Origin of the sequence: Acidimicrobium ferrooxidans DSM 10331 (assembly GCF_000023265.1) — a bacterium.
In the GTDB taxonomy this organism is placed as follows: domain Bacteria; phylum Actinomycetota; class Acidimicrobiia; order Acidimicrobiales; family Acidimicrobiaceae; genus Acidimicrobium; species Acidimicrobium ferrooxidans.
Genome location: NC_013124.1, coordinates 228,707 through 252,158 on the forward strand (window position 1 = coordinate 228,707; position 23,452 = coordinate 252,158).

The following is a 23,452-nucleotide window of genomic DNA, read 5'->3' on the forward strand; positions in this document are numbered from 1 at the left end:
CTGCTCAAGCCGACGAGCCCTGTGCCGATGATTGGGCATATGCGGCGGTTCGTCGACGTGGTGGCAGCGGTCCTCGGTCTCGCGGGGGTGCTGCTCGGGGTCCTCGGGACTCGTACGCAGGTGGCCAACGATGGACTGCTGGGGTCGCTCGTCGGCGCCCTCGGGATCGTCGTGCTCCTCGTTGCTGGAGCGCGACGCCTCGAGCGCAGACAGCTGGGTCACGACAAGGCCTCGACGACGGGGGGTGAGAGGACTATGACACAGTCGGCAGCGTCGAGCGACCTCGAGGTCGTCGTCGATCGCGAAACGGGACTCATGAACGCAGCCTTCTTCGCTGGTCTGCTCCCGACGAAGCTCGCGACGGCACGACGACGTCTCTGGCCGCTCAGTATCGTCTTGATGCGGGTCATGGAGGCTGAAGGCGAGGCGAGCGCCGAGGGTCCTGCGACCATGGCCGGGTTTGCCACTTCGGTGCTCGAGACCATTCGCGCTGCCGACGTGGCGTGTCGGGTCGGGGGCGACACCGTCGCGCTCGTCCTCGACGACACCGACGAGGACGGTGCGGCATGGGTGGCCGAGCGGGTACAGATCCAGGCTGCGCGTTCGGGGAATGCCGGCATCGCCAAGGTCTGCTGTGGCGTCGCTGCCTATCCCTCTCATGGCATCGAGGCCGACGAACTGCTCGCCGTGGCGCACGAAGCCCTTGCGCGTTCCGTCGCCGAGGCGGAGGGGCCGGGGCTCGGGCCGGTGATCGTGGCTCCGACGCGTCCGCTCTAGCGACGAGCCGAGGTGGCACATGTCATAAGCTGGCGCCTGGTGAGAGTCGGGTGAGTGGCGAGCCTACGACGTGAGTGATGCGTCCGAGCGTGTCGTGCTCATCGGCTTCATGGGGGCGGGCAAGACCACGGTGGGTCGCTTGCTCGCTCGTCGCCTCGGTGCAGACTTCGTCGACGCCGATGACGCGCTCGTTGCCGAGACCGGGCGGTCGATCCCGGATCTGTTTCGAGTGCGTGGCGAGGTCGGGTTTCGCCAGCTCGAGGGGGATCTCCTGGGTCGCCTGCTCAGGTCGGCGCGTGGCGTCATCGCGCTCGGGGGTGGGGCGATCGAGCACGACGAGCTCGCGGAGCTCGTTGCTCCGTGGCTCGTGATCTATCTCGAGGTCCCCTACGACGTTGCCCGTCAGCGAGTTGGATCGGACGACGGGCGGCCGATGCTGACCAGGTCCGATCTCGAGTCGGTCTACCGACGGCGCGTCGCTCGATACCGGCGACTCGCTGACCTCACCGTCGACGCCACCGACGCACCGTCCGTCATCGTCGACGAGATCGTCAGCGCGTTTGGTGCGCTGGGCGACGGCTGAGGAAGTCGTAGAGAACGACGAGGAAGAGCGTCAAGGTCATCACGTGGACGCTCGTGCACCAGAGGCAGATCGATCCGATCTTGACGATCTCGGCGTAGACCAGCCAAAGGACGAACACCACACCGACCCCGGCCAGCGCGAGGCGCACGGCGTCGAGCGCGCGATGGCGCCACGCGAACGGCAGCGAGAGCACTCCCATCGCGAGGAAGAATCCAAGACCCAGCACCGCGACCGGGATGCCGAGGATGGTCGACTCAGGCGAGGTGGTGACCTTGGCGCAGTTGACGATGCCGGTGTCGGGGCACGCGAGCGTCACGGTGGTGTCGTAGTGCGCGATGGTGAGATACGTCGCCACGCCCAGGCCCGCGAGCGCGATGAGGGCGACGAGGCCGCGCACCCATCGCGGTGGCGTGGCTAGAGCTGCGACTCGAGGTGCGAGATCACTGGATCGGTGCATACGGCCCCTGGTGCGTTGTGGGTGAGCGTGCAGAACGCGGCGGTGAACTCGTTGGCGAGCGAGTCGATTGCCTGGGCGGGCTTGGTCGACGGGTCGCGCAGGCTTGCTGCGATCGTTTGCCAACTCAGCCCATCGAGGATCGACGGCGTATAGCTCGCGCCGATGTCGAGGAACTTGCCGCCCATGTCGATGAAGGGAATCGATCCGTCGTACTGCGTCGACGGCACGTACGGAGGGGCATCGAGCTTGGTGAGCAGTGCCTGCTCGGCTCGGGTCGGAGCCTGGAGGGCTTGGTAGGTCCGCGTCTCGATCTCGACCGGGACGAAGCTCAGGTAGGGGCTCGTGTAGTGCGAACCATAGAAGGTGAAGGTCGGGGTGTTCGCGAAGACATCGGTCGACGACGAGCGCATGAGGTGCAGGTTGCTGAACGTCCCAAACCGAGAGAGTGCGACGATGAGCCCCCAGCGTTCGGCGGCGCAGTAGGGACAGTAGTCAGCGCCGATGTAGAGCACTTCCGGCTTGCCATCGGCGGTGAGCGCGGGCTGGCCGGCCAGCCGATGGAACGTGCTCACGACGGAGCTGTCGAAGCCGACCGCGTCGAGCGCCGAGCGAGGTACCGAGGTGATCGCCGTCTCGACATCGGCTGGGACCGGGGCATTGATGCTCGATGCGTCCTGGCTGGTTCCGGAGGAGCGTAGGGCGAAGAAGGCGGCGACGACGACGATCACCACGACGACGACCACGCTCACCGCGATGGCAGGTCCTCGACGAGTCGGGGGCCGTTGTGCGGTTCGCGCTCGAGCCGTCATGGTTCGCTCCTTTGCTACCGTCGTCGACGATCGCCAGCCTACGGCTTCGATCGTCTCGATGGCTCGCGTCTGACTCAGGGAACGCTCCGAGGATGCAGAGCAACAGCTGAATCGGCGCCGGCTGCACTGCTAGCGTGGCGCCATGAGCGCACTCGATCGGCTCCGGGACCTTGGCATCGAACTCGTTGCGCCACCACCAGCGGTGGGGTCGTACGTGCCCACGCTGGTCGTGGACGGTTGGTGCTGGGTGTCGGGCATGCTCCCGCTCGCCGACGGCTCGGTCGTCCATCCGGGCATCGTCGGCGCCGACGTTGGTCTCGAGGAGGCTCGTGAAGCTGCGCGCGTTGCGACCTCAGTCCTGCTGTCGCGTCTCGCGGCGGATCTCGGGTCACTGGATCGGATCGAGCAGTGGGTCTCGCTCACGGGCTACGTCCAGAGCGCTCCAGGATTCCACGATCAGCCGGCGGTGATGAACGCCGCCTCCGACCTCGTGGTCGAGGTCTTCGGCCCGGCGGGGCGACACACGCGCGCCGCGGTGGGGGTTGCGGCGCTGCCGCTCGCAGCACCGGTGGAGATCGCAGCAGTCCTGCGCGTCCGCTAGACGTCCATGCTGGGCGTTCGGCGGCGCTGACCTGTCTGGCGCGGCCACTGCGCCAGCGCGAGCCCGATCGCGACGAGCGCGACGCCGACGAGTGGTCGAGGACCGATCGGTGTGGTGTGGAGGGCGAGCCCCCCGACGAGGGCGCCCACTGGGATGAGGGCCACGTAGGGCGCGGCGCGTGCGACACCGAGACGGTGGATGCCTCGAAACCAGAGGACAAATGCGCCGACGGTCACGGCGAGCGCGATGGCGACGTCGGCGGCGGTCTCGGTCACGGTGGGGGCAGGCGGCACTCCGCCGGTGATGAGTCCGATCGCGACGAGGCCGATGCCCGCTGCGGCAGCGCTCACGGTGGTGAGCTCGCCAGGTTCGAGGACGCGCAAGAGCGGCGCTGATACGAGGGTGAAGGTGGCGTCGCTCGCGAGCGCGACGACTGCCCAGGCAAGTCCGGCGGGCGCGAGGCTGCCTGCGCCGTTGACCACGATGGCCCCCATCGTCGCGATCACGGTGCCCGTGATGAGCGCTCGAGGGATGCCGCGGCGAGAGGCGAGTGCAGTGCCCGCGGCGATCACGAGGGGAGCGAGGCCGACCACGACGCCGACGCCTGCCGCGGTGCCGTGGCGCAACGCCTCGATGGTCGCCACGGAGAAGAGCCCGAGTCCCACGACCGTATCGACGACGAGCAGGAGCAGCATCCGCGCAGGGAGGTGACGCTGGAGCGGCAGAGCCCGCCGTCGCAGCACGATGACGAGCACCACGGCGCCGATGAGGTAGCGTGCCCCCTGGCTGATGAGCGGTGGGTAGGCGACGAGCAAACCGGAGGTAGCGATGCCGAGCCCGACGAGCAACGGGGCGGCTCCGGCGGTGAGGTGAGCGCCGTAGCTGGGATCATCGCGTGGCATCACTCTTACCTTACGGCTGGCTCGGCGTGCGGGCCCTCGGGTGGATCCCGTAGACTGAGCGCGGCACTCGGGGAGTGGAGGTGTGCGAGATGCTGAGTGAGCGGGTAGTTCGAGCCAGGACTCTCGGGGACGTCGTCGCGCCCGGGGCGCTCGCGCGTGTCGTGGCGGTCGTCGGCTACGCGGCCTTCATCGGAGTGCTCGCCCAGGTGGCGATCCCGCTCCCCTTCACGCCAGTGCCGATCACCGGTCAGACGTTCGCCGTCCTCCTCGGGGCCCTGGCGCTCGGTCCGGGGCTCGCCTTGGCGGGCACGGCGCTCTATGCCGCGGTGGGGCTCGCGGGGGTGCCGTGGTTCGCGGGAGCGACGGGGGGCCTCCACATGGTCTCTGATCCATCGTTCGGTTACATCGTCGGTTTCATGGTTGCGGCGGCCTTCGTGGGCTGGCTCGGAACGCGTGGTGCGGATCGTCGACCGCTCACCACGATCGTGGCGATGGTGGTCGGCAACCTCGCCATCTACGCCGTCGGTGTCGCCTGGCTCGCCGTCGCGCTCGGCGTCTCGCTCCCACGGGCGCTCGAACTCGGCATGGTGCCGTTCGTCGTCGGGGACCTCGTCAAGGTCCTGCTCGCGGCGGGCCTGCTGCCGGGAGCGTGGTTCGCACTGCGCCGTCTCGGTGCACGTGGTGTCGAGGGGTCGCGTCCATGACGCACTCCGTCGCGGAGCGGCTCGAGGAGCTGCGGCGGCGTCGTGAGGAGGCGTACCACGCCGGCAGCGAGCGTGCCGTCGAGCGCCAGCACAGCCAGGGCAAGATGACCGCACGCGAGCGAGTCCTCTACCTGCTTGACGAGGGATCGTTCCAAGAGCTCGACCTGCTCGCGCGGCATCGGGCGCACGGCCTTGGCCTGGAGGAGCGCCGGCCCTACACGGACGGCGTCATCACCGGCTTCGGGACGGTGAACGGTCGCAAGGTCTGCGTCTTCTCGCAGGACTTCACCGTCTTCGGCGGGTCGCTCGGGGAGGTGTTCGCCGAGAAGATCCACAAGGTCATGGACCTCGCTGCCGCGTGCGGCGTGCCCATGATCGGGTTGAACGACGGCGCGGGCGCACGTATCCAAGAGGGCGTGGTCGCCTTGCACTCTTACGGGGGCATCTTTCGTCGCAACGTCGCGAGTTCGGGCGTCATCCCGCAGATCAGCGTCATCCTCGGCCCCTGTGCTGGCGGTGCGGTGTACTCGCCGGCCATGACGGACTTCATCTTCATGGTCGAGGGGACCTCGCACATGTTCATCACCGGTCCCGATGTGGTCAAGACGGTGACCGGCGAGGAGGTCACCCTCGAAGAGCTCGGCGGAGCCATGAGTCACGCGACGAAGTCGGGCGTCGCGACCTTCGTGCTCCCGGATGAGAAGAGCTGTCTCGACGAGGTGCGCTATCTGCTCGAGTTCTTGCCGTCGAACAACATCGAGATGCCGCCGGCCGTGCAGGCGACCGACGATCCCGATCGCGAGGTCCTGTCCCTGCGCGAGGTGGTACCCGACAGTCCCAACCAGCCCTACGACATGCACGACGTCATCGCGGCCGTCGTCGACGATGGCGAGTATCTGGAGTACTTCGCCCACTGGGCGCGCAACATCACCTGCGGCTTCGCACGGCTCGACGGCAAGGTCGTCGGGATCGTCGCGAACCAGCCCTCGGTGCTGGCCGGGGTGCTCGACATCGACTCCTCGGAGAAGGCTGCACGCTTCGTGCGCACGTGCGATGCGTTCAACATCCCGCTGGTGACGTTCGTCGACGTCCCCGGCTTCCTTCCGGGTGTCGACCAGGAGTACGGCGGAATCATCCGACACGGCGCCAAGCTCTTGTATGCGTTCTCCGAAGCCACGGTGCCTCGCATCCAGGTGATCACTCGCAAGGCCTACGGCGGCGCCTACGTCGTGATGAACTCCAAGTCGATCGGCGCGGACTTCGCCTTCGCCTGGCCGAGTGCCGAGCTTGCGGTGATGGGCCCTCAGGGCGCGGTGGAGGTCATCCACCGGCGCGAACTCGCGGCCGCAGCGGATCCGACCCGTCGACGGTCCGAGCTCATCGACGAATACACCGAGCGCTACGCGAACCCCTACGTCGCGGCCGAGCGCGGCTACATCGACGACGTCATCGACCCGGCGGACACGCGACGGGTGCTCATCGGTGCGCTCGCGATGCTCGAGACCAAGCGAGAGGATCTGCCGCGGCGCAAGCACGGGAATGTGCCGCTGTGAGCGAGCTCTCGTCCGAGGAGGAACTCGCTGCGGTCGTCGCTGCGCTCTGGGCGCACCGGGCGAGGTCGTCGCCTGCTGTGGCCGAGCCGGCCCAGGACGACACCAGGTGGCGTTTCCAGCGCCGATGGTGGCTCCAGGGCGTCCTGTCGCTCCGTCAGCGACCTCGTCCGACGCTGTGACAGACGCCTTGCCGCCGAGCTAACCTCGCCTCCGTGTCGACCATCGATCTCGCTGCGTATGTCGACGGCGTGAGCCTTGCGGCCGCGTTGCGCCGTCGCGAGGTGGGCGTCCTCGAGGTGCTCCAGGCGACGCTGGAGCTGATCGACGAGCGCAACCCGGCGCTCGGGGCGATCGTGTGGCTGGACCGAGACGACGCCCGCCGCCGGGCGGAGCGGGCGGCTCGGCGCCTCGACGCCGACGACCCCGCACCGTTCCTCGGAGTCCCGCTGCCAGTGAAGGACCTGCACCCGGTTGCGGGATGGCCGATCACCTACGGCTCGTGGGGAGGTCCGGAGGGGGTGAGCGCCCGGAGTTCGATCGCCGTGGAGGCGCTCGAAGAGGCTGGGTTCGTCCTGGTCGGGCGCAGCGCGACACCGGAGCTCGGCGAACTGCCCGCGACCGAAGGGGATCGCTACGGGGTCACGCGGAACCCGTGGGACCTGTCGCGCACCCCTGGCGGCTCGAGCGGTGGTGCGGCAGCAGCCGTGGCCGGCGGCATGGTCACCGTGGCCCATGGTTCGGACGGTGGCGGATCGCTCCGGATCCCCGCCGCTGCGTGCGGGCTCGTGGGGCTCAAGCCGAGCCGAGGTCGTGTGCCGGCGCGCTCGGCCCCCTGGTTCGGTCTCTCGACGGAAGGTGTCGTGACGCGCAGCATCCGTGACCAGGCGGCCTGTCTCGCGGTGCTCGCCGCTCCGCGTCGCGGTGCCTGGCTCCCGCAGCCGCCCGCTGGGTTCGGCGACGGTGGCTGGCACGTGGCGCCGACGCGCCTGCGTGTGGGGGTCGTCACCGAACCACCGTTCGGCCTCCCGATCGACGATGCCCGGCGGCTCGCGGTCGGCGAGGTTGCGCGTCTCGTCGCCGATCTCGGCCATGAGGTTCGGGAGGTGACCCTCGCGTTGCCCGACGAGCTGATCGAGGCCGTCTCGGTGGTCGTTGGGGCAGGCGTCGCCGAGCACGACGATCTCGATTGGAGTCGGGTCGAGCCCCATACGGCGGCCGAGTACGAGCGGGCGAAGGCGTTGCCGGCGACCGAGCTGGTTCGCCAGCTCATGGTGCTCGAGCGCACGGGCTCAGACCTCGCGGCAGCCCTGCCAGGCGACGTCGACGTGCTCCTCACACCGACGACAGCGATCGCCCCTCCCCCGGTCGGTACGGTGCTCGAAGCGGCGCATGCGGCCGCCCACACCGGCCTCCCTGCGCTCGAGGTGGTGTCGCTCGCGATCTTCACCCTGCCGTGGAACATCGCTGGCCTGCCGGCGATCTCGCTCCCGACGCACCTCGACGTCGATGGCTTGCCCATCGGCGTCCAGCTCGTCGGACCGCCCGCTGGCGAGGCGACGCTGCTCGCGCTCGGGGCGGCACTCGAGGAGGTCTACGAGTGGACCACCCGACGACCTCCCGTTCAGCGCTAGCATCCGAGCCCATGACCCTTGCGGACCCTGTGTGGGTGCGCCGATGGCTCGAGGATCACGGTGTCGCGTTCCTCGAGCGCTTCGTCGCCCTGAACAGTCTCTCACCTGCGTTCGATCCGGAGTGGGAGCGCCACGGCACGCTCGCCGCCGCGATCGACCTCGCTGCGGAGACGGTCGAGGCCGCTGGTTTCGAAGGAACCGAGATCGTGCGCCAGACGATCCCCGGCCGATCGCCCGCCCTGGCGGTGCGCATCCCCGGGCGCGGGCACGGTACCGCCCTCGTCTACGGCCATCTGGACGTGCAGCCGGCCGTCGGCCCGTGGCGTGACGGGAGCGATCCCCATCGTGTGGTGCGTCACGGCGAGAGGCTGGTTGGCCGCGGCGTGGTCGATGACGGCTACAGCGTCGTGGCGGTTCTCGCCGCACTCGAGGGACTGCGGGCGATGGGCGCGGATGCCCCGACGGTGTGGGCACTCTTCGAGACCTCGGAAGAGAGCGGGAGCCCGGACCTCGATGCGCACCTCGACGCCCTCGCCCCGACCATCGGCCCGGTGGACCTCGTCGTCTGCTTGGACGCAGGCGGTCTCGACACAAAGCGGCTGTGGCTGACCTCGTCGCTTCGGGGCAACCTCGTGGTCGTCGTCGACATCGCCGTGCTCGACCATGGCATCCACTCCGGTGAGGCTGGAGGGGTCGTACCGGAGACCTTCCGGATCCTACGGGCCCTGCTCGAGCGGCTCGAGGATCCCGTCACCGGCGACATTCGTGTCGATGCCCTGCGATCTGCGGTCCCCGAGCCCGTGCGTGAGGCGGCCCGCGCCCTCGTCGAGGCGCTGGGAGATCCGTTCGCCGGTGCCTACCCCCTCCTCGAGGGCGTACGCCTCGAGGGGGCGGACCCGGTCGAACGACTGCTCCGCCAGAGCTGGGGCACGGCGATCGCGCTCACCGGCATCGACGGGGTGCCGAGCGTGGACACGGGCGGCAACGTGCTGCGCCCGTCACTCACCGCCAAGCTGTCGGTGCGCATCCCACCCGACGTCGATGCGGTCCGCGCCCTCGATGCGTTGGTGGCGACCCTGAGCGCCGATCCTCCCAACGGCGCGCGTGTGCGCGTCACGCCGGAGGCCCCCGCGCAGGGCTGGGCGGGGGCGGCCCTCCCGGACTGGCTCGCCGATGCGCTGGCTCGCGGGTCGATCGCGAGCTTCGGTGAGCCCCCGCGATCGGTGGGGGTCGGTGGGTCGATCCCGTTCCTCGCGTCGCTGGGCGAGCGCTTCCCTGGCGTACCGATCGTCGCGACCGGAGCGCTCGCCCCGACGTCGAACGCGCACGGGCCCGACGAAGTGCTCGAGCTGCCGGCCGCGACCGGCGTGGCGGTCAGCCTGGCCGAGGCGCTCGGCGCACTCGCTCAGCGATCGTTCTGAGGCTGTGCCAGCCGAGCGTAAGCCCACAGGCGGGCGGAGCAGTGGTCGGAGCGTGCGGCGAGCTCTCTGGTGATGGTCTCGGCCACCACACGCACATCGTCGTCGACGAGACCGATCGGGAGCGTGGCGAGCAGCGGTACGCCGAGGCGCTGCGCGAGCAAGGTTCCGCCCCCTTCTCCGAAGGGTCGGATGAGGTCTCCGTGTTCGCATCGGAGCCAGGACAGGTTCTCGATGACGCCGAGGACGTCGAGGTTCGCCTTGCGGGCAAAGGTCCCAGCACGTACGGCGACCTCGACGGCGAGCGGGGAGGGCGTGGTGACCACGACCACCCGGGCATCTGGCAGCAGGCGTGCCAGCGCGAGCGGGACGTCGCCCGTGCCCGGCGGCAGATCCACGACGAGGGTGCTGGGCTGGCCCCAGGCGACGTCGGCCACGAAGTGCTCGAGCGCGCGAGCGAGCATGGGGCCTCGCCACATGATGGCGTCGTCGGCGTCGTCGACGAGGAGCCCCATGGACACGAGTCGGAGTTCGCCGTCGTCGACCTCGATGCGGGCCGGCTCGATCTCCCAGCGATCGCTGGTCCCTCGCGCGACGAGGCGTTCGCGTCGTTCGGTGAGGTGGGGCTGCGAGAAGCCCCAGATGTCGGCGTCCAGCAGTCCGACCGCGTTGCCACCGTGTGTCAGCGCACGTGCCAGGGCGTGCGCCACCGTCGACTTGCCGACACCGCCCTTGCCCGAGGCGACGGCGATGACGTCGGTGCCGAGCAGCGCGGCCGGAACCTCGGCCCGGCGCTGAGCTGCGGCCCGCGCGGCGCGCATGGCGCGCGCACGTCCGGCATGGTCGAGTTCGGTTTCGTCGACGATGAGCGATCGTCCGGGGGCGAGCTCGTCGACGATGGCCCCGATCTCCCCTCGGAAGCGAGCGCGCGCTGGACAGCCGAGCGTGGTGAGGGCGATCCCCACGCGAACCGTCGTTGCCGTGACCGTGACATCGCCGAGCATGCCGAGTTCGGAGAGGGTCGCGTCGAGCTCAGGGTCGCGAATCGCGCCGATGCGAGCTCGGAGTTCGTCGATGTCGACGCCGGCCGTCATGGCTCACCCGCCGACTCGACCGGCAGTGTCTCGCCAGGGGCGAGTCGCGTGGGCTCGACGAGCCCATAGCGTGGGTCGCCGGGCAAGAGGATGCGAACGACGTCGCCGTCGCGCCAGAGGCGCGGCTCGATCCGCGGCACCCGCTCGAGCGCTCGGGCCCGTGCGAGTGCCTCGGCGACCGAGCCCACGTCGGCGAGGAACGTGACGTTCGCCACCGTCGGCGGGACCATGGGGAGCGCACCTGCCTCGTGGTCTCGGAGGGCTTGGCTCGGCGCGAGCCAGCGAGCCTCGGTGACCTCCCCGGCGTCGGCGGACGCGTCCTGGTCGCTCGGCGCTGCTGCCACGAAGAAGCGCGTGTCGAAGCGCCGTGGACTCCCAGCCGGGGTCACCCAGTGGGCGACGTAGCCGAGCACGGCCACGTCGATTCCCTCGACCGCTCGCACGACCTCGCGGAAGCCGATGGTGCCGGCGAGCAGACGCTGGCGCAGTTCGCCCAGACGATCGGCCCCGAGCGACACCTGGGCACCCAACAGCACGCCCGCTTCTTCGAACGCTTCGCGGACCGCGGCGACACCGAGGGCCGCAGCACGGGGCTCGTCGGGCATGTGCGCTGCGAGGTCGGCACCCGAGCGCACGAGACCGTCGGCGACGAGCGCTTCGTCCTCGGCGTCGAGCGACCCGCCCGGGAACACGTAGGTGCTCGCGACGAACGCGGCGTCCTTCGATCGACGGAGCATGAGCACCTCGAGCCCGGTCGTCGGGTTGTCGCGCAGCACCATCACCGTCGAGGCGGGACGAAGTTCGTCAGTCACTGGTCGGGAAGGCGGGATTTGAACCCGCGACCTCAGCGTCCCGAACGCTGCGCGCTGCCAAACTGCGCTACTTCCCGGTGTGGCTTAGTCTACGCCAGCTCCTCCGGGGCTGCTGCGCCAGCGACGCCGAGCGCGACGGAGCTCGCCGGCACCGGCGCCAGGACGGGCTGGTAGGAGTGGTCGATGAACACACCGCCCTCGAGGACCTCGCGGACGGCCGTCCGGATGAGGACCGGGCTTGCGGGCCTCACGACGAAGCCGTCGACACGAGCGCGTTTGGCCGTGAAGACGTCCGCCCGACGATCGAGCAGCAGCAGGACGCGCGTCGGCCGGAGTCGGCCGGCGTCGGCTTCGAGCCGAAGGTCCACCGTGCAGGCGATACCGCCCATCGTGCCGATGTGGGCGTCGAGCACGACGAGTTCGGGGTCGAGTTCGGCGACCGCACGCCGAACGCGACGTCCTTCGTCCACGCCCCAGAGTTCGTAGTCGCCGTCGGCGAGTGTTGCAACGAGCTCGTCGCGGACTTCCGGAGCGTCGGTTGCGATCAGGATCCGTGCCATGCGCCGATGATCCTAGTGTTCGGGGCTCGCAGATTCCAGCTCGCGCTCGCCAAGCCGTGCGCCGAGGCGTCCGAGGGCCTCGACCGACGCGATCGGCTCGGCGAGATCGTCGACCGCGAGTAGGTCGACCGGGCCGAGGGTCTCGCGCACGCGCCCGAGACCGCCTCGGCGTGCGTCGAGGAGTCCCATGGCAGCGCGACGCAGGTCCGGAGGCGCGTCGGGGTCGCTCGGGAGCGAGCCGAGATCGGGCGGCAGACGGTTGACGACCACGGCGCGAACGTCGCGTTCGAGCTCACCGAGCGCCGTGCGCAGCCGACCCGCCACCGCCATGGCGTCCTCGTGGATCGTGGTCACGAGCAGGTAGCCCGTTCTCGCGGAGGCGAGCAGCTCCTCGGTCTGGGTGGCGCGCTCGCGAAAGGCCCCTTCGAGTCCTCCGAACGCCTGGAAGAACGCGATAGTGTCGTCGACCACTTGGGCGCCCACCACAGAGGCGATCTGACGAACGAGGCTGCGGGTGGCGAGTGCCAGCGGTCGCAACAGGAGCGGCGGTTGGCGAAGGAGGAGACGAAAGACCCGATTGTCGAGGAATCGGGCGAGTCGACTCGGTGCGTGCAGGAAGTCGATGGCCCACTGCGCGGGCGGTGTGTCGACCACGATGACGTCGTAGCGGCCCGTGGCTCGCAGCTCCCACAGGCGCTCGAAGGCCATGTACTCCTGGGTCCCCGACAGTCGTGAGACGAGGCTCGCGTAGACCGGACTCGAGAGGACCTCGGCGACCTGCTCGGGCGAGTTCGCCCCTCGCCGGACCATCGCCTCGAAGGTAGCCTGGGCGTCCAGCATGACCACGTCGAAGCGTGCGCTCCCCACCTCGACGGTGACCGGGTCGTTGCCGACCCCCACGAGGCCGAGCGCGTCCGCAAGGCGTCTGGCCGGATCGACGGTGAGTACGCACGTTCGCCGCGAACTCGCAAGGAGTGCGCCGATGGCAGCCGCCGTCGTCGTCTTGCCGACGCCGCCCGCCCCGACCACCACGATCGTCTCGAACGGCTGGAGTGCACCGGTGAGCGTCGTCACGGCTCGACCTGCTCGAGGTGGTCGGCCAGCGCGTCGAGGAAGTGGCCGTGGGGAACGAGATCGAGGTGCGGCAGGACGAAGCTGCGCGCTCCGAGGACGTCGCGGGCCCCTTCGAGCTGCGTCTGGGCGAGCGCCCACCGCTGGCGGAGGTAGCTGGCGGCGGTTGCCTCTCGAGAGCCTGGTCGAGCTGATCCCGCAGGCGGCGCAAGGGGCATCTGATTGACCACGACCGAGAGGACGTTGATGTCGGCGCGCGTCGGGAGCGCCTCGAGGAGCTCGCGCGTCTCGGCGATCGGCGTCTCCTCTGGGATGGTCACGACGAGGGCTCCGGTGGTGTCGTGGTCTCCTAGGAGTTCGATGACCTCGGCGCTCTGCTGGGCGATCGGTCCATCGGACGCGATATCGGCGAGCCCCTCGGGAGAACTCAGCAAGGAGAGGGCATGGCCGGACGCTGGCGCGTCGAGGATCACGAGATCCAGGGTCGCCGCGTTGACGAGCTGCTTGACCTTGGCGAGCAGGAGGAGGTCGCGAATACCCGGGATCGCGGTCGCGACGGCGTCGAGCACCCCGGCCTGCACCAGCCGCCCGGCGAGGGCGCCGAAGCCGTGCGTCTCGAGGTATTCGAGCATCACTGCCTCGGGGCGCAGGGTGACCGCGCGAACCTCGGGGTGCTGGCGCGGTGCGTCGTCGACGTGGACGACGAGCGGTCGAAGGCCTGCACGCTCGGCCAAGAGGCCGACGAGGAGGGACACGGTCGTCTTGCCCGTCCCGCCTTTGCCGGTGACGATGACGAGTCGAGGGTCGCCGACGAGCGCGCCGAGACGGATGCGCGCGGTGTCGACGTCCATGCCTCCACCCTAGAGCCGGCGCAGGGCTCGAGCATGTGCACACAGTTGTGACGCGGACGTCACACGACCCTTGACAGCCCGAGCGAAGGCTGCATAGGCTGCCCGACAAGAGGTACGGACAAAGCGACGAGGTGGATGGAGTGGACGGGGCGTGTCGTCGTGACCGACTCGGAGGGGCGGTGCGAAGATGATGCGGCTGATGTCGAGCAGGAGCGGCGTGCTGGAGGGGGGCGAGTGAGCCGACGTGCTCGGTGTGTGGAGATCGACCGGGCTCCGATGTACGCCTCGGCGATCGAGTCGACTCGGGCGCTCGCTGGGCACCATGCCATGGCGATGCGGGGAGCGACCCCTCGGGCGTGGGGCGTAGAACGCTCCCGTGCACAGGCGAGCATGTGGTGTGGGCGTCGCCGGTGCGCGTGGGGGTGCTCGCACGTTCGCCGCATCAGATGGTCGGCGGGTGGGCGCGTGTGAGGTCGATACCGACAGTCGGTATGGCTACGTTGGCGTAGGGTGGTCTGACGTCGTGGCGTCGGACCGATCGATGAGCTGGAGGGGGGCGTGCTATGCGATCGGAGTCCTGGAGGGAGCGAGCCCAGTGTCGGGGAGTCGGGTTCGACGTCTTCTTCCCGCCGGAAGATCCTCGCATGGAAGGGCTCGCACAGCGACGACAGCGCGAGGCGTCAGCCAAGCGGATTTGTGCGCGGTGCCCGGTCGCGGGAGAGTGCCTCGAATGGGCGCTGGAAAATCGAGAGACGCGCGGCATCTGGGGCGGACGTACGGAACTTGAACGCAAGGCCATCTTGCGCGCCCAGCGTCGCGTGCGACTCGTCGTGTGATCCCGGGCCTGATCGAGGGCATGCGGTATACTTTGGACAGGCACGCTGGTTGGGCAATCGGCTGCACCAAGGTGAGGAGGGCTCATGGCAGTCACGAGTGTGAAGATCGGTAAGCGCCCTTCGGTGATCTCGCTGACGGATTCGGCGGTTCGCAAGGTCGCCGAGTTGATCGCGCAGGAGGACGACGCCGCGTCATTGTTCCTTCGTGTGGCGGTGGCGCCCGGGGGCTGCTCTGGTTATAGCTACGACATGTTCTTCGATTCCGAGCGTGCGAGCGATGACATCGAAGCAGAGTTCGGTGGAGTGCGGGTCGTGGTCGATCCGCAGTCGGCAGAGTTGATTCGTGGCTCTGTCCTCGACTTCGTCGATGGTCTGCAGGGAGCTGGGTTCCACATCTCGAATCCGAACGCAACGCGCACGTGCGGCTGCGGTTCGTCGTTCTCCTAACCCGCCTCGTTCGGTCTCGTCACGAGCCGGGCAGCCCTCTGGGGCTGCCCGGCTCGTTGCTGTGAGTTCCCCTCCGGGTCGCATCGGAGGGGTGGAGGGGGCCGTGGCTCGGCAGCAGTGTCCAGTTGGCGTGGCTTCGATGTCTGGGCTGGCAGCGCCAGGAGGCAGCGGGGCCGACGCGCGGAGGGGGCGCAATGGGTGGGATTGGTCGACCCAGTCGTGGTCGGGACCCGGTCAGGCGTCGCCGAAGCGGTAGCCGACCGAGCGTACGGTGTGAATGAGGTGCTCGTGCGCTTCGCCGAGTTTGGCGCGTAGCCGTCGCACGTGGACGTCGACGGTTCGTGCGCCCCCGTAGTATTCGTAGCCCCACACCCGCGAGAGCAGGGTCTCACGGGAGAAGACCTTGCCCGGGTGCGATGCGAGGAACTTGAGGAGCTCGTACTCCATGTAGGTGAGATCCAGCGCGGTCCCGTTGATCGAGGCATGGTAGGTGTCGAGCTCAAGCGTGAGCGGGCCATAGCGAATGACGGTCCTCACGTCGCCGCGTCCGAAGCGCACGAGGAGGTGCCGAATGCGCATGGTGAGCTCCCTGGCGTCGAACGGCGACACCGCGAAGTCGTCGAGCAGGCCCTCGCGGAGCGCGAGGTCGTCGACCTGGTGGCGCTCGACGAGGAGGAGAATGGGTGGCGGGGGGGCGAGGCGGCGCTTGAGTTCCCGGGCGGTTCCGAGCGCCCATTCGAGCCCGGTGGTTCCGTCGACGACCGCTGCGACGAGTGGTCCGACGGTCGGCGGCAGTGCGTCGAGGGTCGTCACCTCATGGCTGGTCCATCCGATGAGCTGTGCGATGCGCGTCGCGTGCTGCGGCGAGATGATCGCGAGCTGCTCCATGTCAGATCAGCGTGAGGTAGCGGGCTCGTTCGGCGTCGGAGACTTGACTCGCCGAAGCGCGCCACTCGTCTCGCTTGTTGCGGAGGAACCACTCGGTGACGTGGTCGCCGAGAACCGAGCGAACCAGGGGCGACGCTTCGAGCTCTTCCAGCGCTTCTGAGAGTGTCTGGGGAAGACGGGCGATCCCGAGTGAGGCGAGCTCGCGCTCGGGCATGGTGAAGAGGTTGTCGTGGACCTCCGGAGGCAGCTCGTAGCCCTGTTCGATGCCTTGGAGGCCGGCTGCAACCATGAGCGCGAGTGCGAGATAGGGATTGGCGCCGGCATCGGGTGCGCGGTACTCGACGAACGTGTCCTCCCCACGAGCTGCTTCGGGACTTGGAACCCTCACGAGCGCGGAGCGGTTGTTGCGTGCCCACGCGACGTGCATCGGCGCCTCGAAGCCAGGGACGAGGCGCTTGTAGGAGTTCACCCACTGGTTGGTCACCGCGGTGATCTCCCGAGCGTGCCGCAGGAGTCCCGCGACGAACGATCGTGCCCGGCGCGAGAGACCATCGGGAGCCTCGGGGTCGAAGAAGGCGTTGTGTTCTTCGTCGTGACGGTCGTAGAGGGCTAGGTGGGTGTGCATGCCGGACCCTTGGAGCCCCTCGAACGGTTTGGGCATGAACGAGGCGGTGATGCCCTTGGCCCGTGCGGTCTCGGTGACGACGAGTCTCGCGCTGATGACGGCGTCGGCCATCTGCAGGACCTCGTCGGGCGCGAGGTCGATCTCGTGCTGAGACGGCGCATCCTCGTGCTGAGAGTGCTTGACGGGGATGCCGAGCTCTTCGAGTACCACGACCGCCTCGCGGCGCAGCTCGCTCCCGAGGTCGTTCAATCGCAGCTCGAAGTACGAGCCGTGGTCGAGGGGCTCCCAGTGTCCCGGGGTGGTCTCGCGGAGGTAGAAGTACTCGAGTTCGGGGGCTGCGTGGACGAGGTAGCCCTGCTGTCGGGCGCGGTCGATCTGGCGACGCAGGACGTTGCGGGGGCAACCTTCGAAGGGCGTTCGATCGAGGTTCAAGATGTCGCAGAACATCCTCGCGGTGCTCGGTAGGCCCGGCACCACGCTGAACGTGGCCGGGTCGGGCATGGCGAGCACGTCGGCCTCGTGGATGCGTGAGAAGCCGTCGATGGCCGATCCGTCGAAGGTCATGCCCTCGTCGAGGGCGGTGGCAAGTTCTGCCTGCGTGATTTGGAAGGCTCGTGGGATGCCGAGCACATCGGTGAACCAGAGCTGGATGAACTTCACCCGGCGATCCTCGGCCATGTGACGGACGTAGTCGACGCCGACACTGCGCTGGTCCGGCACGGGCCACCTCCTTCGCGGTCATGCTACGGGGGACGTCCCTGGATCGCTCGTCGCGCCCCGAGCATTTAACTCGGAGTTCACATGGCTCTCCGGTCTGCGTGCTCGCTGGCCATAGGTTGGGCGAGCAACGGCGACGGATGGAGGAGCCCATGCAACCACGCGCACCACACGAGGTGATCGCGATGGCCGAGGAGCAGGGGGTCGAGATGGTCGACCTTCGCTTCTGCGACCTTCCAGGAACGATGCAGCACTTTTCAGTGCCGATCCGACAGCTCACCGAGGATTCCTTCGAGGAGGGGTTCGGGTTCGACGGGTCCTCGATTCGTGGCTTCAAGACGATCAACGAATCGGACATGATCTTGAAGCCAGATCCCCGCTCGGCGTACCTCGATCCGTTCCGCAAGCACCGCACGCTGGTGCTGAACTGCTTCATCTACGATCCGGTGACCGGCCAGCCCTACGATCGTGACCCGCGTCGCGTCGCAGCGGCTGCGGAGGAGCACCTGCGCGCGAGCGGGATCGCGGACACGGCCTACTTCGGTCCCGAGGCCGAGTTCTTCATCTTCGACGACGTCCGCTACCACCAGGACGAGCACTCGGCATCGTACGTGGTCGACTCCATCGAGGGTGCGTGGAACACCGACCGTAACGAGCAGGGCTCGAACCTCGGCGGCAAGATTCCCTTCAAGCGCGGCTACTTCCCCGTACCCCCAATGGACAAGTTCCAAGACCTCCGGTCGGAGATGGTGCTCACCATGCAGGCGCTCGGCATCGAGATCGAGGTGCAGCACCACGAGGTCGCCACGGCAGGGCAGGCCGAGATCGACATGCGCTATGACACCCTGCTCGCCATGGCCGACAAGCTCATGCTCTACAAGTACGTCGTGAAGTCCGTCGCCCAGCAGGGTGGCTACACCGCGACTTTCATGCCGAAGCCGCTGTTCCAGGACAACGGCTCGGGCATGCACACGCACCAGTCGTTGTGGCGCGACGGTGAGCCGCTCTTCTACGAGTCGGGGGGGTATGCCGACCTGAGCGAGCTGGCGCTCCACTACATCGGTGGCATCCTCGCGCACGCGCCGTCGATCCTCGCCTTCGCGGCGCCGACGACGAACTCCTACAAGCGCTTGGTACCCGGTTACGAGGCTCCGGTCAACCTGGTGTTCTCGCAGCGGAACCGTTCCGCGGCCTGTCGCATCCCGATGTACTCGCTCTCGCCGAAGGCGAAGCGTGTCGAGTTCCGCTGCCCAGACGCGATGGCGAACCCCTACCTCGCGTTCTCGGCCATGCTGCTCGCGGGGCTCGATGGCATCCGCAACAAGATCGAGCCGGCCGGACCCGACGATCGCGACCTGTTCGACTTGCCGCCGGACGAAGCCCGGGCTCTGCCGACGGTCCCGTCGTCGCTGGAGGGCTCGCTGGCTGCTCTCGAGGCCGATCACGACTACCTGCTCGAGGGGGGTGTCTTCTCGCAGGACCTGATCGACACCTGGATCGCCTACAAGCGTGCCGAGGAGGTCGACGCCATTCGGCTTCGCCCGCACCCCTACGAGTTCGCGCTGTACTACGACGCCTAGCGCGTCGTTGATCCTTCGCGAGGCCCTGCTCGTCCTCGGGCGAGCGGGGCCTCGTTGCTGTCATGGGTTTTGGTGCGATGGGATCGAGCGCGACACGATCGAGCAACGTCCACAGGGCGCTCGACGATGGCCAGCTCAGGCGAGGCCTGCGCTCCCGAGGAGCGCGCGCGGGTCGAACTCGTCGATCGGGATGATCCGAACCCTCGGCAGGACGACGTCGTCGAGGAACGCGTGCATGTCGCGCTCGAGATCGAGGAGCTCGAGGTCGTGTCGGTTGAGCAGCTGGCCCGCGACGTACTCGGTGAAGCAGGCCAGCGCGACGCGGTGACCGTGGTCGAGGAGCTGCTCGAGTGCCGGAGCGAAGTCGGCGTCGTGCGAGGCGAGCACGACGGACCCGTGACGCCGTCCGATCTCGCCGAGCGTCGCCACGATCGCATCGTCGACGACCTTGCCGGGACCCGAGAGGAGGACCGGCGTGTAGCCGTGGGAGCGGATCGCCTGGATGAACGGCCCGGGGATGAGGCCTGAGGTGGCGTTGATGAAGAAGTAGCTCTTCAGCGGCGCCGATCCCCACGACGCTGCGGCGCCAGCGACTCGATCCCAGCGAGGTCGCTCGTTGGGTTCTGGCCGGTGGCCCAGGATCTGGCCGAGGACGCCGTCGATGTTCTCACCGTCGACGAGCAAGAACGTGACCGGCGCTACCACCCCGGCCACCCCGCCGGGAGTGAGCCGACCACCGGCCCGTAGACGATCCCGCCCGGGGCCCCCAGTGCCGACAGGAGCTGTGAGAAGTTGAGTCCGAAGGCCGTGGAGTTCGAGTTGTTCCACTGGCCGGCGTAGCCCGCGTAGGCCTCGCCGATCCCGCCCGGCGCCGCCCAGCCGGTCTCGATGCCGTCGGATCCCGGGAAACAGGTTGCGATCTGCTGTCCAGCGCTCACCGCTTGGCCTACGGCGACCGTTGGGACCACGTCCTCGGCGACGTAGACGTAGTCGCCAGCGGCTGGACCGCTCGTCAGTTGATAATCCAGGAATACGCCGTTGGGCCAGCCGCCTTCGTAGGTGCTCACGATCCTGCCGGCCCCGAGCGCGGTGATCGGGCCGTTGCAGAGGTAATCCACACCCTGGTCGATCCGTTCGACCTGGAGGATCTGGGTGTCGGCGAGCGGATTGACGTAGCCGCTCGGGCTGGTCGGCGTTGGGGCTGGGGCCGACCCGCCGCTCGGGCTCACGACCACGGCCGGGGTGGGTGCTGAGTCCTGGGCGGCACGGGCTTGCTGGGCCTGGGCGGCTGCGAGTGCTGCCGCCTCGCGCTGGGCTGCCGCGGCTGCCGCCTGGGCCTGGGCCGCTTGTTCGGCCGCGAGTTGCTGGGCGACGAGCTGCTGAATCTGGGAGTTGACGCTCGCGAGCTGGGCCTGGGCCTGCGCCTGGGCGTTCTGGGCTGCTTGGGCGGCGGACTGAGCCTGTGCGCTCTGGGTCGCAAGATCGCTCATGGCGCTTCGCAGCGAGGCTTGCTGGAGCTCGAGGGCCTGCTTGGCGGTGACGTAGGCTGCAACGGCGGCTTCCTGGTTCGCGGTCGCGGCGGTGACGTCGGTCTGGATGATGGCCGCGTCGTTCGGGGTGCCCTTGGCGATCGAGATCACCGACGAGGACGCCCCTGCTTGCGTGAAGATGTTCACCGCCTCCGAGGCGACCTTGGCCTTGAGCCGGGCGACGTCGGCCTCTCGGCGAACGATCTGCCCTTGGAGGGTGGCGATCTGGCTCTTCGTCGTGGCGAGTTTGAGCTGCAGCTGATCGTAGGTGTTCATGGCTGCCTGGGCCTGTTGATCGAGCTTGGAGATCTGGGCAGTGAGCTGGGCGGCCTCAGCCTTGGCCTGGGAGAGTTGGGTGGTTGCGTCAGCGGGTGTCACGTTCGGTGTCGCCACGGCGAACGTGGCGATCGCTGTGGCAACGGTCGTCGTCACAAGCGTCTTCCAACGCACGAGCGAACCTCCGTGCGAGATTCGGGGACCTCCGACGTCCTCGACGAGGTCATCGGCATGGTCGACAATCGGTTGAGCCCGTCGTGGGCGCCGGCACCGCGAGCCTAGCGGGCGAGGACTCGGGGCTCGGGTGCTCTGTGGCAATGTTGCCAAAGTTGCCGTGCTGCCTGGGAGGAGCTCGAGCCGTGTCCCATCGGACGCGGCGAGCAAACGGTGACGGGCGGTCGGGACGACGGGATTGGCGGCGCGGGTTCCGATCCCTGGGTCCGCGTGGCGCCGAGCGCGGCACTATCGTGGTCGCGTGCGCTCCCTCGTGATCCAGGCTGCGCAGCTCAACCTGACCGTGGGGGCCGTTCGGCGCAATCGCGACGCGGTTCGTGCTGCCATCGAGTCGGCACGTGCAGCCGGCGTCGACGTCGTGGCGTTCCCGGAGCTGACGTTGACCGGGTACCCACCCGAGGATCTGCTCCTCAAGCCCGCGTTCATCGAGGAGCAGCGAGCCGCGCTCGACGAGCTCGCCGGGTCCTGTCGTGACATCGTCGCCGTCGTCGGTTTCGTCGATCGCGAGAGCGACCTCCACAACAGCGCGGCAGTCCTCGCCGACGGTGCGGTCCAAGCGGTCTATCACAAGCAGCTCCTCCCGAACTACACCGTGTTCGACGAGGCTCGCTACTTCCAGCCTGGCTCGGTGGCGCCGCCGGTGGTCGAGGTCAACGGGGTGCGTCTCGGGCTGGCGATCTGTGAGGATGCGTGGTCCCCGACGGGTGCGATCATGCAGGCAGCCGTCGCTGGTGCCGAAGTCGTGGTCGTGATCAACGCCTCGCCGTACGAGGCTGGTCGCCAAGCCACTCGCGAGCGGCTCGTCGCGGTGCGAGCCGCCGACGCCCACGTCGCGGTGTCCTACGTCAACCTCGTCGGCGGACAGGACGAACTCGTCTTCGACGGCGGATCGTTCGTGGTGGACGCGGTCGGTGCGGTCATCGCACGCGCACCGCAGTTTCGCGAGGCGAACCTCGTCGTCGAGCTCGAGCTCCGAGGCGACCGCTACCGACAGCGTCTCGTCGACCCGCGGGGCAAGGTCGCGCTCGGCACGTCGAGCGAGCCTGCCGTCCGACTCGCCACACCCGGAGTGCGCGTGGCGCGCGATCCGATGCCGCTCGCCCCGGCTCCGGTCGACGGTTTCGACCCCGGCGAGGTCTACGCAGCGTTGGTCCTCGCAACCAGCGATTACGTGCGCAAGACGGGCGTACCGGGTGCACTCGTCGCTGTGTCCGGCGGGATCGATTCGGCGCTGGTGGCGACGATCGCGGTCGACGCCCTCGGGCCGGATGCGCTGACCCTCGTGGCCTTGCCATCGCGGTACTCCTCCGAGGGCTCGCTGCGCGATGCTCGTCTGCTCGCCGACCGTCTCGGCGTCACCTTGGAGGTCATCGCCATCGAGCCGGCGCACGCAGCGCTCCTCGAGATGCTCTCACCTGCCACGGCGACGTCCGGGGTCGTGGAGGAGAACCTCCAGAGCCGCGTACGCGGGACGGTGATGATGGCACTGTCGAACGCCAGCGGGCGGCTCGTCCTCACGACCGGCAACAAATCCGAGCTCGCGGTCGGCTATTCGACGCTCTATGGCGACATGGCCGGGGGTTTCGCGGTCCTGCGCGATCTCTACAAGGAACAGGTCTACGCCCTCGCGCGGTGGGTGAACGACCGGGCGGGCATCGACCGGATCCCGACGGCTATTCTCGCCAAGCCGCCGTCGGCGGAGCTGCGGCCCGGTCAGCTCGACACGGACTCGCTGCCACCGTACGAGATCCTGGATCGGGTGCTGCGCTCCCTGATCGACGAGGATCGCACCGCGGCCGAGTGCGAGGGCGTCGATCCTGAGCTCGCGCGCACCATCGAGGCGATGGTCGATCGCGCGGAGTACAAGCGACGCCAGGGACCCATCGGCCCGCGCATCTCAGAGCGCGCCTTCGGCAAGGACCGACGGATGCCGATCGTCAACCGGTGGCGGTTGTGACCGACGAGCTGCGTCCCAGGTGGCTGGGTGGTGGTGATTGGTGGTTACCGCTCGCGGAGGTTTCCGAACTCATCCGGCGTCTCTCGGCGGTGCTCATCGATCTCGCACGGGTGTGCGCAGACGCGCGCCTGCCGGACGTATTGGTGAGGGCCAGCTTCGAGTGCTCACGCGTTCTCGGAGGACATGCGGGCGAGCTTGCCCACTTGGACCTGCATCCACAGCCCGATCTGCTCCAGCCAGTGGCCCTCGACGGCAACGACGCGTTCGCGGCGCTGCGTGATCGCCTCGTCGAGATCGCACCCACCGAGGAGGCCCTCGACGTGGATCGGTGGCGTGAGACGCTGCGTGTGGGGTTCGACGAACTCGAACTGGTCGCACGAGGGCTCGGGTCGTCGAGCGGGACCGGCCAGACGAACCTCGCCGCCTGGGCACGCGAGCTGGGCTCGAGCCTTGCGACATGGCGCGAGCAACTCGGTATCGACGGGAGCGTCGGTACGAACGGCCGCGATCGATAGCATGAATGCGTGCTGTCCTGCGTGG

25 protein-coding genes and 1 tRNA gene are annotated in these 23,452 nt (G+C 68.6%); 13 read left to right on the forward strand and 13 right to left on the reverse strand.

Going from position 1 to position 23,452, the window contains the following annotated elements; all coding sequences use genetic code 11:
- Positions 1-39: 39 nt before the first annotated feature.
- Positions 40-777: a GGDEF domain-containing protein gene (locus AFER_RS01150; RefSeq protein ID WP_041661608.1), complete on the forward strand. Its 738-nt coding sequence runs from the start codon at positions 40-42 to the stop codon at positions 775-777.
- Between the two features lie 70 nt (positions 778-847).
- On the forward strand, positions 848-1,360 hold the full coding sequence (locus tag AFER_RS01155; RefSeq protein ID WP_015797699.1) for a shikimate kinase: 513 nt from the start codon (positions 848-850) through the stop codon (positions 1,358-1,360).
- Here the strand turns inward: AFER_RS01155 and AFER_RS01160 are convergent.
- Positions 1,329-1,757 (reverse strand): vitamin K epoxide reductase family protein, encoded by a 429-nt coding sequence (locus AFER_RS01160; RefSeq protein ID WP_015797700.1) that lies wholly within the window; start codon positions 1,755-1,757, stop codon positions 1,329-1,331. The two genes, AFER_RS01155 and AFER_RS01160, sit on opposite strands and share 32 nt — an antisense overlap.
- Positions 1,758-1,774: 17 nt before the next feature.
- Positions 1,775-2,626, reverse strand: coding sequence for a DUF929 family protein (locus tag AFER_RS10700; protein ID WP_015797701.1), 852 nt, complete (start codon positions 2,624-2,626; stop codon positions 1,775-1,777).
- Between the two features lie 142 nt (positions 2,627-2,768).
- Between AFER_RS10700 and AFER_RS01170 the strand changes: the two genes are divergently transcribed.
- Positions 2,769-3,227, forward strand: a complete 459-nt coding sequence (locus AFER_RS01170; RefSeq protein WP_015797702.1) for a RidA family protein — start codon at positions 2,769-2,771, stop codon at positions 3,225-3,227.
- On the opposite strand, the gene AFER_RS01175 is transcribed toward AFER_RS01170, so the two are convergent.
- Complete coding sequence (locus AFER_RS01175) at positions 3,224-4,129, reverse strand: DMT family transporter (protein ID WP_015797703.1); 906 nt, start codon at positions 4,127-4,129, stop codon at positions 3,224-3,226. The two genes, AFER_RS01170 and AFER_RS01175, sit on opposite strands and share 4 nt — an antisense overlap.
- Positions 4,130-4,218: 89 nt before the next feature.
- Here AFER_RS01175 and AFER_RS01180 point away from each other — a divergent pair, with 89 nt between their 5' ends.
- From AFER_RS01180 to AFER_RS01200, 5 genes are read left to right on the forward strand one after another with little or no spacing between them, the layout of a single operon-like run.
- Positions 4,219-4,833, forward strand: coding sequence for a biotin transporter BioY (locus AFER_RS01180; protein WP_015797704.1), 615 nt, complete (start codon positions 4,219-4,221; stop codon positions 4,831-4,833).
- Entirely contained in the window at positions 4,830-6,386 is a 1,557-nt protein-coding gene (locus tag AFER_RS01185) for an acyl-CoA carboxylase subunit beta (protein ID WP_015797705.1), read from the forward strand. Before AFER_RS01180 ends, AFER_RS01185 begins: the two co-directional genes overlap by 4 nt.
- Positions 6,383-6,565: a hypothetical protein gene (locus tag AFER_RS01190; protein WP_041661609.1), complete on the forward strand. Its 183-nt coding sequence runs from the start codon at positions 6,383-6,385 to the stop codon at positions 6,563-6,565. Before AFER_RS01185 ends, AFER_RS01190 begins: the two co-directional genes overlap by 4 nt.
- A gap of 33 nt (positions 6,566-6,598) precedes the next feature.
- Positions 6,599-8,017 (forward strand): amidase, encoded by a 1,419-nt coding sequence (locus tag AFER_RS01195; RefSeq protein WP_015797706.1) that lies wholly within the window; start codon positions 6,599-6,601, stop codon positions 8,015-8,017.
- Positions 8,018-8,028: 11 nt separating this feature from the next.
- On the forward strand, positions 8,029-9,438 hold the full coding sequence (locus tag AFER_RS01200; protein ID WP_015797707.1) for a M20/M25/M40 family metallo-hydrolase: 1,410 nt from the start codon (positions 8,029-8,031) through the stop codon (positions 9,436-9,438).
- Here the strand turns inward: AFER_RS01200 and AFER_RS01205 are convergent.
- From AFER_RS01205 to AFER_RS01230, 6 genes are all read right to left on the reverse strand, one after another.
- The gene (locus AFER_RS01205) at positions 9,423-10,529 is read right to left on the reverse strand and encodes a P-loop NTPase (RefSeq protein WP_015797708.1); all 1,107 of its coding nucleotides are present in this window, start codon (positions 10,527-10,529) and stop codon (positions 9,423-9,425) included. The two genes, AFER_RS01200 and AFER_RS01205, sit on opposite strands and share 16 nt — an antisense overlap.
- Positions 10,526-11,341 carry an NUDIX hydrolase gene (locus AFER_RS01210; protein WP_049755192.1) on the reverse strand — a complete coding sequence of 272 codons (816 nt, stop codon included), beginning with the start codon at positions 11,339-11,341 and terminating at the stop codon, positions 10,526-10,528. The genes AFER_RS01205 and AFER_RS01210 overlap by 4 nt, the downstream gene beginning before the upstream one ends.
- Positions 11,342-11,418: transfer RNA gene (locus tag AFER_RS01215), tRNA-Pro, on the reverse strand.
- A gap of 12 nt (positions 11,419-11,430) precedes the next feature.
- Positions 11,431-11,901, reverse strand: coding sequence for a response regulator (locus tag AFER_RS10705; RefSeq protein ID WP_015797710.1), 471 nt, complete (start codon positions 11,899-11,901; stop codon positions 11,431-11,433).
- Between the two features lie 12 nt (positions 11,902-11,913).
- The gene (locus AFER_RS01225; RefSeq protein WP_015797711.1) at positions 11,914-12,975 is read right to left on the reverse strand and encodes an ArsA family ATPase; all 1,062 of its coding nucleotides are present in this window, start codon (positions 12,973-12,975) and stop codon (positions 11,914-11,916) included.
- Positions 12,972-13,823, reverse strand: coding sequence for an ArsA family ATPase (locus tag AFER_RS01230; RefSeq protein WP_015797712.1), 852 nt, complete (start codon positions 13,821-13,823; stop codon positions 12,972-12,974). Before AFER_RS01230 ends, AFER_RS01225 begins: the two co-directional genes overlap by 4 nt.
- Before the next feature lie 563 nt (positions 13,824-14,386).
- Between AFER_RS01230 and AFER_RS12825 the strand changes: the two genes are divergently transcribed.
- The gene (locus AFER_RS12825) at positions 14,387-14,659 is read left to right on the forward strand and encodes a WhiB family transcriptional regulator (protein WP_015797713.1); all 273 of its coding nucleotides are present in this window, start codon (positions 14,387-14,389) and stop codon (positions 14,657-14,659) included.
- A gap of 84 nt (positions 14,660-14,743) precedes the next feature.
- Positions 14,744-15,106, forward strand: a complete 363-nt coding sequence (gene erpA, locus AFER_RS01245; protein ID WP_015797714.1) for an iron-sulfur cluster insertion protein ErpA — start codon at positions 14,744-14,746, stop codon at positions 15,104-15,106.
- A gap of 234 nt (positions 15,107-15,340) precedes the next feature.
- Here the strand turns inward: erpA and AFER_RS12745 are convergent, their stop codons facing one another.
- Positions 15,341-15,994 carry a winged helix-turn-helix domain-containing protein gene (locus AFER_RS12745; protein ID WP_015797715.1) on the reverse strand — a complete coding sequence of 218 codons (654 nt, stop codon included), beginning with the start codon at positions 15,992-15,994 and terminating at the stop codon, positions 15,341-15,343.
- 1 nt (position 15,995) lies between these two features.
- Positions 15,996-17,339, reverse strand: a complete 1,344-nt coding sequence (locus tag AFER_RS01255) for a glutamine synthetase family protein (RefSeq protein ID WP_015797716.1) — start codon at positions 17,337-17,339, stop codon at positions 15,996-15,998.
- A gap of 149 nt (positions 17,340-17,488) precedes the next feature.
- Between AFER_RS01255 and glnA the strand changes: the two genes are divergently transcribed.
- Positions 17,489-18,916, forward strand: a complete 1,428-nt coding sequence (glnA, locus tag AFER_RS01260; protein ID WP_015797717.1) for a type I glutamate--ammonia ligase — start codon at positions 17,489-17,491, stop codon at positions 18,914-18,916.
- Between the two features lie 135 nt (positions 18,917-19,051).
- Here the strand turns inward: glnA and AFER_RS01265 are convergent, their stop codons facing one another.
- Together AFER_RS01265 and AFER_RS10710 are read right to left on the reverse strand one after the other, a co-directional pair.
- Positions 19,052-19,621 carry an NYN domain-containing protein gene (locus tag AFER_RS01265; RefSeq protein ID WP_015797718.1) on the reverse strand — a complete coding sequence of 190 codons (570 nt, stop codon included), beginning with the start codon at positions 19,619-19,621 and terminating at the stop codon, positions 19,052-19,054.
- The gene (locus tag AFER_RS10710) at positions 19,615-20,895 is read right to left on the reverse strand and encodes a coiled-coil domain-containing protein (RefSeq protein ID WP_015797719.1); all 1,281 of its coding nucleotides are present in this window, start codon (positions 20,893-20,895) and stop codon (positions 19,615-19,617) included. The genes AFER_RS01265 and AFER_RS10710 overlap by 7 nt, the downstream gene beginning before the upstream one ends.
- Before the next feature lie 301 nt (positions 20,896-21,196).
- Between AFER_RS10710 and AFER_RS01275 the strand changes: the two genes are divergently transcribed.
- Both AFER_RS01275 and AFER_RS01280 read left to right on the forward strand, forming a co-directional pair.
- A complete protein-coding gene (locus tag AFER_RS01275; protein ID WP_015797720.1) occupies positions 21,197-22,912 on the forward strand; it encodes an NAD+ synthase in 1,716 nt (571 codons plus the stop codon).
- Positions 22,900-23,427, forward strand: a complete 528-nt coding sequence (locus AFER_RS01280) for a hypothetical protein (protein WP_041661612.1) — start codon at positions 22,900-22,902, stop codon at positions 23,425-23,427. Before AFER_RS01275 ends, AFER_RS01280 begins: the two co-directional genes overlap by 13 nt.
- Positions 23,428-23,452 lie beyond the last annotated feature (25 nt).